The 14347-nt window shown below is 69.0% G+C and carries 11 protein-coding genes; all 11 read right to left on the reverse strand.

Going from position 1 to position 14347, the window contains the following annotated elements; translation table 11 throughout:
- Positions 1 to 62: 62 nt before the first annotated feature.
- The 11 genes from VD997_04660 to VD997_04710 all read right to left on the reverse strand — a co-directional run bounded on the left by VD997_04660 (position 63) and on the right by VD997_04710 (position 14226).
- A complete protein-coding gene (locus tag VD997_04660; protein HYE61268.1) occupies positions 63 to 872 on the reverse strand; it encodes a hypothetical protein in 810 nt (269 codons plus the stop codon).
- A 117-nt stretch (positions 873 to 989) separates the two neighbouring features.
- Positions 990 to 2369, reverse strand: coding sequence for an argininosuccinate lyase (gene argH, locus VD997_04665; GenBank protein ID HYE61269.1), 1380 nt, complete (start codon positions 2367 to 2369; stop codon positions 990 to 992).
- Positions 2369 to 2935: a DUF1801 domain-containing protein gene (locus VD997_04670; protein HYE61270.1), complete on the reverse strand. Its 567-nt coding sequence runs from the start codon at positions 2933 to 2935 to the stop codon at positions 2369 to 2371. Before VD997_04670 ends, argH begins: the two co-directional genes overlap by 1 nt.
- Positions 2936 to 2940: 5 nt before the next feature.
- Positions 2941 to 4155 (reverse strand): argininosuccinate synthase, encoded by a 1215-nt coding sequence (locus VD997_04675; GenBank protein ID HYE61271.1) that lies wholly within the window; start codon positions 4153 to 4155, stop codon positions 2941 to 2943.
- 150 nt (positions 4156 to 4305) lie between these two features.
- Positions 4306 to 5358: an ornithine carbamoyltransferase gene (gene argF, locus VD997_04680; protein ID HYE61272.1), complete on the reverse strand. Its 1053-nt coding sequence runs from the start codon at positions 5356 to 5358 to the stop codon at positions 4306 to 4308.
- A 4-nt stretch (positions 5359 to 5362) separates the two neighbouring features.
- Complete coding sequence (gene argB / locus VD997_04685; protein ID HYE61273.1) at positions 5363 to 6190, reverse strand: acetylglutamate kinase; 828 nt, start codon at positions 6188 to 6190, stop codon at positions 5363 to 5365.
- Complete coding sequence (gene argC / locus VD997_04690) at positions 6187 to 7218, reverse strand: N-acetyl-gamma-glutamyl-phosphate reductase (GenBank protein HYE61274.1); 1032 nt, start codon at positions 7216 to 7218, stop codon at positions 6187 to 6189. The genes argB and argC overlap by 4 nt, the downstream gene beginning before the upstream one ends.
- A 122-nt stretch (positions 7219 to 7340) precedes the next feature.
- Positions 7341 to 7790 (reverse strand): hypothetical protein, encoded by a 450-nt coding sequence (locus tag VD997_04695; GenBank protein HYE61275.1) that lies wholly within the window; start codon positions 7788 to 7790, stop codon positions 7341 to 7343.
- Between the two features lie 183 nt (positions 7791 to 7973).
- Positions 7974 to 10004, reverse strand: a complete 2031-nt coding sequence (locus tag VD997_04700) for a hypothetical protein (protein HYE61276.1) — start codon at positions 10002 to 10004, stop codon at positions 7974 to 7976.
- On the reverse strand, positions 10001 to 12238 hold the full coding sequence (locus VD997_04705; GenBank protein ID HYE61277.1) for a PqqD family peptide modification chaperone: 2238 nt from the start codon (positions 12236 to 12238) through the stop codon (positions 10001 to 10003). Before VD997_04705 ends, VD997_04700 begins: the two co-directional genes overlap by 4 nt.
- A 2-nt stretch (positions 12239 to 12240) precedes the next feature.
- Positions 12241 to 14226, reverse strand: a complete 1986-nt coding sequence (locus VD997_04710) for an HlyD family efflux transporter periplasmic adaptor subunit (protein ID HYE61278.1) — start codon at positions 14224 to 14226, stop codon at positions 12241 to 12243.
- Positions 14227 to 14347: the final 121 nt, after the last annotated feature.

The raw sequence follows: 14347 nt of genomic DNA on the forward strand, positions 1-14347 counted from the left end.
CCATCGATTCACCGCTCAGAGCAGCGGCGAATCGGTGGCACCCTTCGCCTTGAAGACTTGATTCAGCAGGGGTGGCCGCCGATGACTCGGAAGAACGATTCGATGTCCTGGTCGGTCGCGGCGTCGCCGTCGCCGTTGAAGTCGGCGGAGTAGCAGGTGTCGCAGCAGCTCCCGCCGATGCAGGCGAAGAAGGCCTCGATGTCCTGGTCGGTCGCGGAGTCGCCGTCGCCGTTGAAGTCGGAGGTGCCGCAGGTCTGGCCGATTTGGAAGTTGAAGTCGAAGTTGCGGACCTCGAACCCGGCGTCGTGGGTGAACTCGACCTCGTAGTGGATGACGTAGGTGCCGGGCTGGAGCGTGCCGCTGGTGTCTACGAACTGCGCGGGGGCGTTCTCGTTGATGCGGTACAGGTAGGCGTTGGTGGCGGTGTTCTGGAGTTCGATCTCGAACTCGTCGCGCGGGTTGGTGCTCGGGCGGGGCTTGGAGCGGATGCGGTAGGGCGTCGGCTGGGTGACGCTGAAAGTGACCTCGACGAGGGCCTCGGCCTCGCCGAACACGGGGACGCCGTTGACGGTGATACCGCCGGCACCGGCCAGGGTGCCGCGGGCGCGGATGGCGTTGGGGTCGATCTCACAGTCGATGCCGGTTTCGCCCTCGTTGGGGGCGGGGAGGCCCTCGGGGGTCTCGAAGGGGATGGCGGCGGCGACAACCTCGGTGAAGCGGTTGAAGTCGGGGGCGGAAGCGGTGACGGTGTTCTCGTTGAAGGTGGTGGTGGCCGCGATCACCCGCTGCTGGGAGATGAAGGTGGGCTGGGCGGCGCAGGCGCCGGCCAGGAGTGCACCGGTCGCGGCGGCGATCAGTTGGGTTGGGTGCATGGCAATCCCTCGTGGGCGCAGGGTGTGCGCCGCTAGTTCTACATGCGGTAAGTTCAGGCGCGCTGAAGCAGGATTTCACCGCTCGCGGGGTGAATGGGTTGCAATCCCTAACGGATGTCAGTCAGCATTCAGCCGGGCCCGGGCGGCAGCGAGGGCCGCGGCAACGGCCTGCGTGCCGGTGCCGCCGTGGACATTGCGGCGGGAGAGGCCGGCCTCGATGGTGAGGCTGGCGTAGACGTCGGGCTGCACGGCGGGGGCGAGGCGCTGGAGCTCCGTGAGCGGGAGCTCCTCGATGGGCTTGCCGAGGCTGAGGGCGTGACGGACGACGCGCCCCACCTGTTCGTGGGCCTCGCGGAAAGGGACATCGCGGGAGACGAGGTAGTCGGCGAGGTCGGTGGCGTTGGAGTAGCCGCCCTTGGCCGCGCGTTCGCAGGCGTCGCGCCGGACCTTGAGGGTGTCGAGGATGCGCGGGACGACGCGGAGGCACATGGAGAGGTGGTCCATGGCGTCGAAGAGCGGCTCCTTGTCTTCCTGGAGGTCTTTGTTGTACGCGAGGGGGAGGCCCTTGACCGTTGTGAGCAGGGAGACGAGGGGGCCGATGACGCGCCCGGACTTGCCGCGGAGGAGCTCGGCGGAGTCGGGGTTCTTCTTCTGAGGCATCAGCGAGGAGCCGCTGGAGACGGCGTCGTCGAACTCGATGAAGGCGAACTCCTGGCTGCCGTAAAGGATGAGGTCCTCGCCCAGACGCGAGAGGTGGACGGCGGTGATCGCGCAGGCGGCGAGGGTCTCGAGGACGAAGTCGCGGTCGGAGACGGCGTCGAGGCTGTTGTTGGTGGGGGCGTCGAAGCCGAGGTCGTGCGCGAGGGCGTGGCGGTCGATTGTGTAGGCGGTGCCGGCGAGGGCGCCGGAGCCGAGGGGGCAGGTGTTCACGCGGGTGCGGGCGTCGCGCAGGCGGGTCTCGTCGCGCTCGAGCATCTCGACGTAGGCGAGGCACCAGTGGGGGAAGAGGACGGGCTGGGCGCGCTGGAGATGGGTGTAGCCGGAGAGGACGGTGGACTGCTCGCGGGTGGCGAGGTCGATGAGGGCGCGGCGGCAGTCGCGCAGCTCGGCGAGGCGCTGGTCGATGGCGGCGCGGGTCCAGAGGCGGAGGTCGGTGGCGACCTGGTCGTTGCGGCTGCGGCCGGTGTGGAGCTTCTTGCCGAGGGGGCCGACGGATTCGATGAGGCGGCGCTCGACCCAGGAGTGGATGTCTTCGTCGGTGTCGTTGGCGGGGAGGGTGGGGTTGGCGCGGACTTCTTCGAGGAGCTTGTTGAGGGCGGCGGTGAGCTTGGTCAGCTCGTCGGGGGTGAGGACGCCGGCGCGGGCGATGGCCTTTGCCCAGCCGATGGAGCCCTCGATGTCCTGGCGCGCGAGGCGGTAGTCAAAGCGCAGGGAGTCGTTGAGCTGCTTGAAGAGCGCGTCGGGTCCTGATTCGAAGCGTCCACCCCAGAGGGCCATCAGCGGCTCACCTTCTTCTTGGTTGACTTCTTGACGGTCTTCTTAGTTGCCTTCTTCGCGGCGGGCTTGCTTGTCGCGGCCTCTTTGCTGGGCGCGGGCCTGCTCGCTTTGCCCATATTGCGGGGCGAGTGGGCGGCGAGGCCTTCCTCGTAGGCGGCGATGGCGGCCTCGGCGGTCTCGGACCTGATGAGGCGGCCGATGAGGTCGAGCGGAAGGTCTTCGAGCTTCTTGAAGCGGATGCAGACCTTGCCCTTGTCGAGCTTCTTGCCGGTCTTGGCCCACTCCTTGGTGAACCAGTCGGCGCGGGACGTGTCGAGGTAGAGTGACATGTAGTTTTTCTGCGAGGCGAGGGCCGCGTAGGGGAGGGGCTGCTTCGGGTCGCAGTGGTAGCCGGCGGGGTAGACGCGGTGGGGGATGGCGTAGCAGATCATGCCGTAGGCCATTGTTTCCTCGATGTCCTTGTCGAGGTTGTCGAGGATGACCTTGCGCACGGCGGCGATGGCGGCGCGGCGGTCGGCGGGGAGCTCAGCGAGGTATTGGGTGGCGGTGGTGGCTGAGGACTTCATGGGTCTTACTCCGTGTAACCACCCGCCTTCAGGGCGCGGATGCGCTCGGGGAGGCTCAGCAGGCGGATGAAGCCGCCGGCGTCCTTCTGGCTGTAGACCTCCTCGCCCTCGAAGCTGACCATCTTCTCGGCATAGAGAGAGTTGGGGCTCTTGCGCTTCACGGCGGTGGCGGTGCCCTTGAAGAGGCGGACGACGACCTCGCCGTCGAGCTTGTCGGCAATCTTGTCGGCGCAGGCCCAGAGGGCCTCGCGGAGTGGGGTGAACCAGCGGCCGTCGTACACGAGCTCGGCGAAGGTGAGGCCGAGGTGCTCGCGGTAGTGGCGGGTCTCGCGGTCGAGGACGAGCTCTTCGAGGGCGCGCATGGCCTCGACGATGACGGTGCCGCCGGGGGTTTCGTAGAGGCCGCGGGACTTCATGCCCACGCGCCGGTTCTCGACGAGGTCGACGCGCCCGACGCCGTGGGCGCCGGCGATCTTGTTGAGGCGGGTGATGAGGTCATCTCCGCGGATGGGCTGACCGTTGAGAGTGCGGGGACGGCCCTTCTCGAAGCCGAGGTTGACGTCCTCGAAGTGGTCGGGGGCCTTGGCGGGGGACTCGGTGAGCATCCACGCGTCCTCGGGCGGGGCGTTCCAGGGGTCTTCGATCGCGCCGCCCTCGTGGGAGATGTGCCAGAGGTTGCGGTCGCGAGAGTAGATTTTGGTTGCGCTGGCGGTCGTGGGGATGTTGCGCTGCTTGAGGTAGTCGAGCATGGCGAGGCGGCCGGAGAGCTTCCAGCGGTCGTCGCGCCAGGGGGCGATCACCTCGAGTTCGGGGGCGAGCGCGGCGTAGGCCGACTCGAAGCGGACCTGGTCGTTGCCCTTGCCGGTGCAGCCGTGGGAGAGGGCGGTGCAGCCGGTTTTCTTGGCGACCTCGACCTGGCCCTTCGCGAGGATGGGTCGGGCGATAGCGGTGCCGAGGAGGTAGCGGCCCTCGTAGATGGCGCCGGCGATCATGGTGGGGAAGACGAAGTCTTCGACGAACTCCTGCTTGAGGTCGACGACGTGGCACTCCTTGGCTCCGGAGTTGAGGGCCTTCTTCTCGACGCCTTCGAGCTCTTCAGCGCCTTGACCGACGTCGCCGACGACGCAGACGACTTCGGCGTTCATGTTCTCAACGAGCCAGGGGACGATGCAGGAGGTGTCGAGGCCGCCGGAGTATGCGAGTGCGATGCGCTTCTTCATGGTCTTTCCTTGATTCAACCACAGAGACACAGAGGCACAGAGAGGAGAAGGCAGTTATGAGGGTGCTCTCGTGTGGGGTCTGTTGACTTGTGGTCGATTTCCTTTCCTTCTGATGGTCTTCTCTGTGTCTCGGTGTCTCTGTGGTTGACCTCAGTTGCCCTTGCCGAGCATGTAATGGAGGAGGGCGTTCTGGGCGTGCATGCGGTTTTCGGCCTGGTCGTAGACGATGGAGGTGGGGGCGTCGATGACTTCGTCGGTGACTTCGAGGCCGCGTTGGGCGGGGAGGCAGTGCATGAAGGCGGCGGGGGCGGGGCGGCCTCGAGAGGCGAGCTCCATGAGGTCGGGGTTGACCTGGTACTTGGTGAAGATCTTGCGGCGCTTGGTGACCTCGTCGACGCCGCCGGGCTGGCCCATGGAGACCCAGACGTCGGTGTAGACCGCGTCGTGGCCCTCGGCGTCCCTGAGGTTGTGAGAGATGGTGAAGGTGCTGCCTTTGGCCTTGGCGAAGGCGGCGCACTCGGCGGCGACGTCATCTGCGGGGGCGTACCCCTTGGGGGTGATGACGGTGGTGTGAACGCCGAGCAGGGTCGCGCAGTGGATGAGCGAGTGGCAGACGTTGTTGCCGTCGCCGATGTAGAGGAGTTTCACTTGGCGGAGGCGGTCGGGGTTTCGGCCGGCGCGCTCGTAGAGCGTGAAAAGGTCGGCGAGGCCCTGGCAGGGGTGGAAGCGGTCGGAGAGGGCGTTGATGACGGGGCACTTCGCGGCGTCGGCCATCTCCTCGAGGACCTGCTGGGAGTAGACCCTGGCGACGATGCAGTCGACCCATCGCTCGAGGTTTTTGCCGTAGTCGCGGACGGACTCGCGGGCCCCGAGGCGCTGGCCGCCGTGGTCCATGAAGATGGGATGGCCGCCGAGCTTGGCGATGCCGACCTCGAAGGACATCTTGGTGCGGAGCGAGGGCTTCTCGAAGAGGAGGGCGACGGCGAGATTGTCGAGGGTGGAGCGGTAGGCGCTCAAGTTGGCCTTCATCTTCGAGGCGGTGTCGAAGAGTTCGAGGATGGCGGAAGGTGAGATGTTGGAGAGGGTGAGGAGGTCCTGGCCCTTGAAGTCCTTAGCGCGCGTGATGGCGGGGAGCGGGCGCGGGGCGGCGGCGTGTCCGTTGCCGTTGGTGGCCAGGGCGGTGGGCGTGGTGGTGGTCGGCAACTTCTCAGCTCCTGTACGCGGAGGCGGTGGGGTTGATGGTGGTTCCGGCGGGACTGCCTGACGACCAGCGGGCGAGGGAGGCGGGGTCATTGCCGGAGAGGATGACGACGGGGGCGTTGAGCTTCGCGGCCGCGGCGGCGGCGGCGCGGGCCTTGGGGATCATGCCACTGGTGATGACTTGTTCGGAGATCAGCCGCTCTATTCCGCGCTCGTCGATGGTGGGGATGAGCTGCTTGTGCTGATCGAGGATGCCGGGGACGTCGGTCATGAGGACGAGGGTGCCGGCGCGGACGTGCCAGGCAACGCCCGCGGCCGCGTCGTCGGCGTTGAGGTTGAGGAGCTGGCCTTCGGGGCTGATGCCGATGGAACTGAGGATGGGTGTGAGACGCTCGCGGAGGAGGATGCCTAGCAGCGATTGGCCCAGCGGCTGGCGCGAGGTAGTGGTGACCTCGCCGACGAGGCCAAGGTCAAGGCCTTCGATGCGCTTCAGGGCGGTGGGGACGGCGGCGTCGCCGATGGAGAGGCCCACGGCGCGCGTGCCGCGCTTGAGCAGCGCGGCGACGATGGTCTTGTTGAGCGTGCCGGCGAGGACGCCGGCGATCAGGTCCATCTGATCGGGCGGGGTGACTCGGAGGCCCTGTTTGCGCTCAACGGGCATGTTGAGGGCGGCGAGGAGGCGGTCGACGGCTTTTCCGCCGCCGTGGACGATGATGACGGGGCGAGCTTGTGCGAGCGCGGCGATGGAGTCCCAGAGCTGCGGGGAGGTCCTGGGGTCTTCGAGGGTGGTGCCGCCGATCTTGACGACGATTGGCTCGTGGGCTGTTTGCGTCACTTCTCACCTCCGGGCAGCAGGCCCATGGTCTCGGGCAGGCCGAGGCGGATGTTCATGCACTGCACGGCCTGGCCGGCGGCGCCCTTGGTGAGGTTGTCGATGGCGGAGGAGATCACGAGGTGGCTGGTCGCATCGTCGGTGGCCCAGGCGATGTCGCAGAAGTTGGTGTGCTTGACGTCGTTGACTGCGGGCCAGATGCCGGGGGGGCAGAGGCGGACGAAGGGCTCGTGCTTGTACGCGGCGGCGAGGGCGTCGCTGACGCGGGCGTGATTCCAGCCGGGCGCGAGCTCGGCGTGGATGGTGGAGACGATGCCGCGGTCGTAGGGGCCGATGTGGGGCGTGAAAACAACGGAGGTGCCGGCGTAGGCGTCGATCTCGGGATTGTGCCGGTGCTTGAGCACGTTGTATGCGCGCACGGAGACCTCGGAGAAGAGCATGGCCTGCGAGGGGCTGCGGCCGGCGCCGCTGACGCCGCTGATGGAGTCGACGATCGGGCGGGTCCTCGGCGCGATGGCACCAGCGCGGGCGAGGGGGGCGAGGGGGAGGATGGCGGAGGTTGGGTAGCAGCCGGGGACGGCGATCATTTGCGCAGTGCGGATGGCGGTCCGGTGGAGCTCGGGCAGGCCGTAGACGGCGGCCGCGAGCGTTGCGGCGTGCGTGTGCTCGAAGCCGTAGAACTTCGGGTAGAGCGCGGCGTCCTTGAGGCGGAAGCCGCCGGAGAGGTCGAGGACGTTGAGGCCATGGTGGAGGAGCTCGGGGGCGAGCTCGAGGCTGGCCTCGTGGGGTGTGGCGAGGAAGACGGCGTCGGGTTTGAGCGCGGCGATCTCGGGGATGCTGGTGGGGCGGACGGGGAGGTCGAGCCGGCCGCGGAAGCGAGGCCAGGAGTCGGAGAAGGCGGCGGGCTTGTCAGCGTCGCGCTTGGCGGAGCCGAAGAGGCCGACGACTTCGGCCTGCGGGTGCGCGAGGAGGATGGAGACGAGCTCTGCGCCGCTGTAGCCGCTGGCTCCGATGATGGCGATCTTGGGCAACGGGGCTCCTTGGGTGAAAACGGAAAACGGAAAGCGGAAAGCGGAAAGCGGAAAGCGGAGAGCGAAGAGCGGGGGAACGGTACGGCGCGCGTAGGGGTGGGGAGCTTGGTGCGAGGAGCCGCTCAGGACTTGGCGAGGTCCTGGAAGAGCTTGACCATGCGGGTGGCCTGGGTGGCGGTGGTGGCGGCGACGAAGATGGTGTCGTCGCCGGCGACGGAGCCCACAGCGCCCTCGAGGCCGGAGCGGTCGATCTCGACGGCGAGGGGCGAGGCCTGGCCGGTGCCGCACTTGATGACTACGAGGTTGCCGGCGCGCTTGACCGAGAGCATGTAGGTGTGGACAGCGCGCTGGAGTTCGCGCCGGGCGGGCTCGCGGCTGCTGCCGGGGGCGGGGAGCATGTAGCCCTCGGGGCCCTTGAGCACGCCGAGCTCGCGGAGGTCGCGGGAGAGGGTGGCCTGGGTCGCCTCGATCCCCTCGCGGTGGAGGGCGGCGGCGATCTCCTCCTGACTCTTGAGGAAGGACTGGGCGAGGAGGTCGCGGAGGCGGGACTGGCGCTTGGACTTGAGGGTCATGGATGATTATTCATTCGGTGAATAACCATGTCAAGGGGAGTTGACCGCGAAGGGCGCGAAGGGGAGCGAAGGTGCGAAGGAGGAGTGGAGGAGTGGAGGTGGGGAGGTGAGTAGATGTGGTGGCAGAGAGATCATCGTGTATGGTCACGATCATGAAGCATGATCGTGGCACATCTAGGACAATTAGCGGCTGACTTGCTGCATGGCCATTTCGAACCACTGGTCGGCCTTGCTGGCCTCGGCGCGCATGACGGTCCAGCGGCGGCTGGCGGTGCGCTGGGCGGTGGACCAGAGGAGTTTGGCGGCGAGGCGGCGGGTGGGGCCGGCGTTGCGGCGGACGAGAGCGAGGAGGGGCGGGAGGCCGTGCTGCTGGACGAGGCGGTCTTCGAGAGAGACGAAGCGTTCCACGCGGCCGGGGTCACCCTGGCGGCCGGAGCGGCCGGCGAGCTGGCGGTCGACGCGCTGCTCGTCGTTGGCCTCGGTGGCGATGACGAGCAGGCCGCCGGCCTTGCGGGCCTCGGGGGAGAGCTGGATGTCCGTGCCGCGGCCGGCCATGTTGGTGGCGACGGTGATCGCGCCGGCGCGCCCGGCGCGGGCGACAATGGCGGCCTCCTCGGCCTCGCGGTTGGCGTTGAGCACGTCGCACTCGAGGGTGCGGGCGCGGAGGAGCTCGGCAACTTTCTCGGAGGTTTGCACGGACCAGGTGCCCACGAGGACGGGCTGGCCGGCGCGGCTGGCCTGCTCGACGCGGTCGGCGACGGCCGCGAGCTTTTCGGCTTCGGTCGTGAAGACGCGGTCAGGGGCGCGGGTGCGGGCGATGGGTTTGTGCGTGGGGATGGGGACGACGGGCAGGCGGTACCAGGCCCAGAGCTCGCCGGCGACTTCGCGGGCGGTGCCGGTCATGCCCGCGAGGCGCTCGTACTTCTCGAAGAAGCGCTGGTAGCTGCTGCGGGCGACGGCGATGTTCTCGGCGGTGACCTTGAGGTTCTCTTTGGCTTCGACGGCTTGGTGGAGGCCGAGCTGCCACTGGCGGCCGGGAAGGATGCGGCCGGTGGAGCGGTCGACGATCATGATCTGGTCATCGCGGACGACGTAGTCCTCGTCGCGCTTGTAGAGCTCGCGGGCGTTGAGGGCCTGGAGGATCAGCTCTTCGCGCCGGCGGGGCCCGGCCCAGAACGGCGGAAGCTGTGCGGCGGCGGCGGCGAGGGCTTCGCGCCCGGCGTCGGTGAGGGTGACTGTGCGGTGGCGGTGGTTGACGGAGTAGTGGGTCTCGGGCGTGAGTCCGGCGGCGATGCGGGAGGCGGTGGCAAAGTGGTCGGTCTTGGCGTCGTCCCCCTTGCTGCTGATGATGGCGGGGGTGACGGCCTCGTCGATGAGGACGCTGTCGGCCTCGTCGATGATGGCGGCGAAGAGGCCGCGTTGGACGACTTTGCCGTCCCAGCGCTGCTGGCGGTTGGCATCGAGGATGTCGTCGAGGAGGAGGCCGGTGAGGCGGGGCAGGAGCGGGGAGGCGAGGCGGTCGCGGAGGTGGTCGAAGATGACCTGTTTGTCGGCGGCGTAGGTGATGTCGGCGGCGTAGGCGTCGCGGCGCTCGTCGGGCTTGGAGGCGTCCTGGATGACGGCGACACGGAGACCCAGGCGTTTGAAGGCGGGGGTGGTGATCTCTGCGTCGCGCCGGGCGAGGTAGTCGTTGACGGTGATGACATGGACGCCGCGCCCGGACCATGCGTCGATGGTGGCGGCGAGGATGGCGGTGACGGTCTTGCCTTCGCCGGTGGCGAGCTCGGCGCAGCAGCCGCTGGAGAGGGCGAGGCCGCCGAGGACCTGCTCGGGGTGGAGGGAAAAGCCAATGGTGCGTCGCACGGCCTCGTACGCAGCGGCGTGGGCGCGGTCGATGGCGGTAGGTTCGGTGCGGGAGACGATCGCCGCGGCGCGGGCGTCGGCGACTTCGCTGGTGAACGCGGCCTCGCTGAAGGTGGAGAGTTTTTTCGCGGCTTCGATGATGCGGTGGACGCGTGGCCAGTCGAGGCGGCGGGCGCGGCGGCGGGCGATCCAGCCGGTGAAGGATTCGCCGAGGGCGTCAAAGCCCTTGAGGACCTCGCGGCGATCTCGAGCGGCGGCGACCATGGGCCAGAGGCGGCGCGAGGTGGCGTCCGAGGGTGGGCGGAGCCACGCGTGCGGGTCAACGCTGGGCGTGCGGGAGAGGGCGGTCATGCCTCGGCCTTGTCAGCGACAAACATGCGGACCTTGCGCCACCACTGGGAGAGGAGGGGCTCGGGCTGTACGCCGAAGCGGACCTTGGCGCGGAGGCCGGGCTTCCAGCCCGCGAGGACCTCGGTGTTGCTCACGTCGGGGGCGACCTCGACGACCCAGTGCGGGGCGACGGTGGTGTTGGACTTCTCGGGAGCGGCGGGGTCGGCGATGACGTCACCGCCGGCTTTGTTGGTGAGGGACTCGCCCGCGACGCGGCGCGACCCGGCGGGCGCGTTACGGATGAGCTTGCCGGGGATCTCGTCTTCTGCACGCCCGCGGACGCGGATAGAGGCTTCGACGCCCTCGACGGTCTCGCCGACTCGCCCGCGGAAGATGTAGCCCTCGTCGCGGTCGGCGACGATGCAGCGGACGAGGAGCTGGTCGGTGGTGGCAATGGTTGCGAGAAGGGCGCCCTTGCTGAAGAAGCCGCCGGTGAGGCGGTCCATGTCGGTGCCGAGTCCGGCGGCGGGGACGACGCGACCAGCGGTGGTGGCGCGGAGGGTGAGGGCGTCTGCGCGCTCCTGGGCGCGGGCGAGGGCACGCTCGGCCTGGCGTAGGCGGGTCTCGGCGAGGAGGCGGTCGGCGTGGGGCGCTGAGATGGTGGCGTCGGCCTCCGCCTGGGCGTTGTCGTAGACGGCGCGGGCGGCCTCGAGCTGCGAGATGACCTCGGCGTTGTACAGGGTGGCGATGGGGTCGCCGACGTTCACCTGCTCGCCAGCGCGGACGTGCACGAGCTTCACAAACCCGTCCTCGGTGGGGCGGATTGGCTCGAGGCTCGCGGGCTCGAGCGTGCCCGTGGCGTAACCGGCTGCGGGGACGGGGATGAGGCCCAGCGCCGCCGTGATTGCTGCGAAGAAGACGGCGGTGATGGTGAGGGCGCGGGCTCGCCGGCCCATGAGCATGGGGTCGGTGAGGAGGAAGCCGATCGCCTTGAGCAGCGGCCAGAGCAGCCAGCAGGCCCCGGCGATGACGGCGAGGACCGCGCCGAGGGTGAGGTAGTCGGGGTTGGTCCACAGCAGCAGGACGATGCTGGCGACGACGAACATGCGGTAGGGCCAGGAGAGCAGGCCGAAGGAGAGGAGGAGCCAGAACTCGCCGGTGCTGCGGACGTGTGGCGGGCGGACGTTGGCGACGCGGTAGATGTAGCGCTGGAGGAGGAACTTGATGAGCTGCTGGGCGCGGGGGGCGAGGTTCGCGGAGCCGGTGACGTCGGAGAGGACGTAGTAGCCGTCGTAGCGCAGCAGCGGGTTAAGGTTGAAGATGAGCGTGGTGACGCCCGAAATCAGCATGGTGTTGAAGAGCAGCGTGCGGGTGAGGCCCGAGTCATCGCGCCCCATGTACGACCAGGCGATCGCGGCGATGGCCGCGAGCACGGACTCAAAGAGCACGCCGCCGAGCGAGACGATGACGCGCTTCCAGACCTCTGGGAGGCGCCATGCGCTGGAGGTATCGCAGTAAGGGAAGGGGAGGACGAGGGCGATGACCATGAGGCCCATCTCGGTGCAGCGGGCGCCCATGGCCTTGCAGGCCGCGGCGTGGCCGAGCTCGTGCCAGGCGCGGAGGATGGTGAAGGCGACGCCCATCCAGATGAGGTTGCTGGGGTCCAGGACGTTGTTGAGCTGATCGCCGATGGCGCCGCGGTTGAGGAACACGCGGTAGAGGGCGAAGGTGATGAGGGCGAGCCAGAGGGCCGCGCCCCACTTTGAGAAGACGAGGGCGAGGAGGTGTTTGCTGCGCTCGAGCCAGGGCTCGGGGTTGAGGAGGGGGATGGTCATGGAGACGCCCCGCCCATGGCGGAGGGCGACCTTGCGGGCGCGGGCCTCGCGCCGGCGGAGCTCGACCATGTCGGCGGCGAGGGGGAGGTCGCCGTGGAGCAGGCCGTAGAGCTGGAGGCGGCTGAGCAGATCGACGCACTCCTTCTGCGTGGGTGCGGCGTCGCCGAGCTGGGCGTTGCAGGCCTGCCACGCGTCGTCGATGGTGCGGCGGCCGTCGAGCAGTCCGATGAAGAAGTACGCGGCCTCACTCATGCGGTAGTACTGGCCGCCGGCGGGGTCTTCGATGATGAAGGTGGTGTGGGCGCCGAAGCGTTGGCGGATGACCTGGGCGTGGGGCGAGAGGCGCGGGCGGGTGGGGCCGACGCGGTACCACAGGTCGCTAAAGGTGCCGGCGGAGTCCTGGCGGAGGAGCTTGAGCATGGTCACCACCACATCCGCATGCGGACTTCGTCGATGACAGGCCGGAGGACCCATGTGAGTGTGGTCGTGGTGCCGTCGTCGAGCTTGATGGTGCCGGTCATGCCGGGGCGGAGCCATGCGGCGGCCCCCTCTTCGAGGGCTCCGGTGATCTCGACTTCGGCGAGGTAGACGTTCTTGCCGCTGACGACCTCCGCCGCGGGGTTCACGCGGACGACCTTGACGGGGACCTTCTTGCCGGGCTGAGAGCGGATGACCATGTGGCCGGTCATGCCGTCCTTCACGCGCTGGGCGTCCTTCTCGTCGATGTGGGCGACAGCGCGCTGGTCGCGGCTGACGATCTCGTAGAGGGGTTGCGTGGGGTCCACGCGGGCGCGGATGAAGGACTCGAGCTCGCCGCGACCGATGAGGCCGTCGATAGGGGCGCGGATGTCGGCGCGAGTGATGTGGTCGCGGAGGAGCGCGGCATGGGCGGCGGTCTCTTCGACCTGGGATTGGTAGCCGCGGTGCTTGCCGACTTCGCCGCGGGCGAGGGCGTCGTTGGCCTGGATGGTGAGGGAGTCGAGCTTGGCATCCGCCTCGGCGAGCTCGAGGACGAGGTCGCTGGTGTCCATGGTGGCGAGGACCTGGCCCGCGGCGACGGCGTCGCCGGGCTTGACGTTCACGCTCTTGAGGTAGCCGGTAAAGGGCGCGACGATGGTGCGGGACTGCTTGGCCTGCACCTCCGCGCCGGCGGTGACGCGGCTGGGGATGGGGACCACCGCCGCGAGCAGGAGGACGAGCCCGATGAGCGAGAGCAGGAGCTTCGCGCCGGTGTGGCGGGGGCTGAAGACGGTTTCGGCGAGGTCGTAGAGGCGGTCGCGGGTGACGGCGAGCACGCCGCGGTCGGCCAGGCGGCGGGTCCAGAGCGCGGGGCCGATGGTCTCGGCGACGAGACGCAGCAGCGGCACGGCGCCGGAGGGGAAGGGGTCGCCGGCGGCGCGCTCGAGCACGACGACGCCGACGAGGTCGCCCTCGACGCGGAGCGGGAGGCTGAGCACGGCGGAGGGGCCGAACTTGCGGGAGAGCTCGTCGTGGGCGCGAGTGACGCGGCGCTGCGAGGGGTCGTGCTCGTGCTCCAGCGGCGCGGGGTAGACGAGCTCGCAGTCCTGGGCGGCGCACTCTTCCATGGCCTCTTCCAGGGCCTGCACGGCGGCGGCGTTGCGGTCGACCTCGTCGGCGCCGGTGACGGCGGAGAGGCGGATGAGGTGGCGGTGCACGAGGCCGATGGAGACGCGGGTGCAACCGAAACGGCGCTGCAGCTCGTTGCACATGATCGCGCCCATGGTGCCGGCGCTCTGGCCCTGCTGCGAGGTGTCGAGCAGTTCGAGCGTCTCGCGGAGCATGAGCGTGCGCTGGGCCTCGGCGAAGGCCTGCTGCTTCCAGAGGTAGGCTTCGAAGTGGGCGACGCTGAGCATGAGGGCGCGGAGGGCGTCCTCGTCGGCGGCGTTGCCGCGGGATTTCAAGGCGAGCACGCAGGCGCCCTCGGTGCGGCCCTCGGCGGTCAAGGGCGCGGCGATCAGGCGGTGGCGGACTTCCTCGCCGTACAGGGCGCCCTGGGAGCGGGCGAGTGAGATGGTGTCCATGCGGCCCTGGGGCGGGCGGCCGGGCTCGGGCTTCTCGATGCAGAGCTCGCCGGCGAGGCGCTCCATGCGGGAGAGCACGGCGGGGGCGAGGATGGGGGTGGTCTCGTTGGCGGGCTGGTGCTGGGCGAAGAGCGCGGGCTTGCGGGCGGCGCCGCCGGCGATGAACACCGCGCCGCCCATGGCGCCCACGAGGGAGCACTGCATCTGGAGGAGCTGGAGGAGGAAGGCCTGGAGGTCGCGGGTGGCGCGCTCGTTGGGCGGCGGACCCCCGGCGACGGGCTCGCCGGGCTGTGAGAGATCGACCACGGTCTCAGTTGATTGGCCGCTCGCCATGCGCGTTCCTTGCGGGGGTTGTGGCGTCGGCACGGGCACCAGTCTAACGACCGGTCCCGCGTGCGATCACCGGTCTAACGGCGTCGCCAGTGGAGCACCGGTCGGGAGACTGGTGCCACCTGAAACCCCGAGCCACCGAACTCTACGCTACCAA

This window comes from Phycisphaerales bacterium, from assembly GCA_035627955.1.
GTDB lineage: Bacteria > Planctomycetota > Phycisphaerae > Phycisphaerales > UBA1924 > JAEYTB01.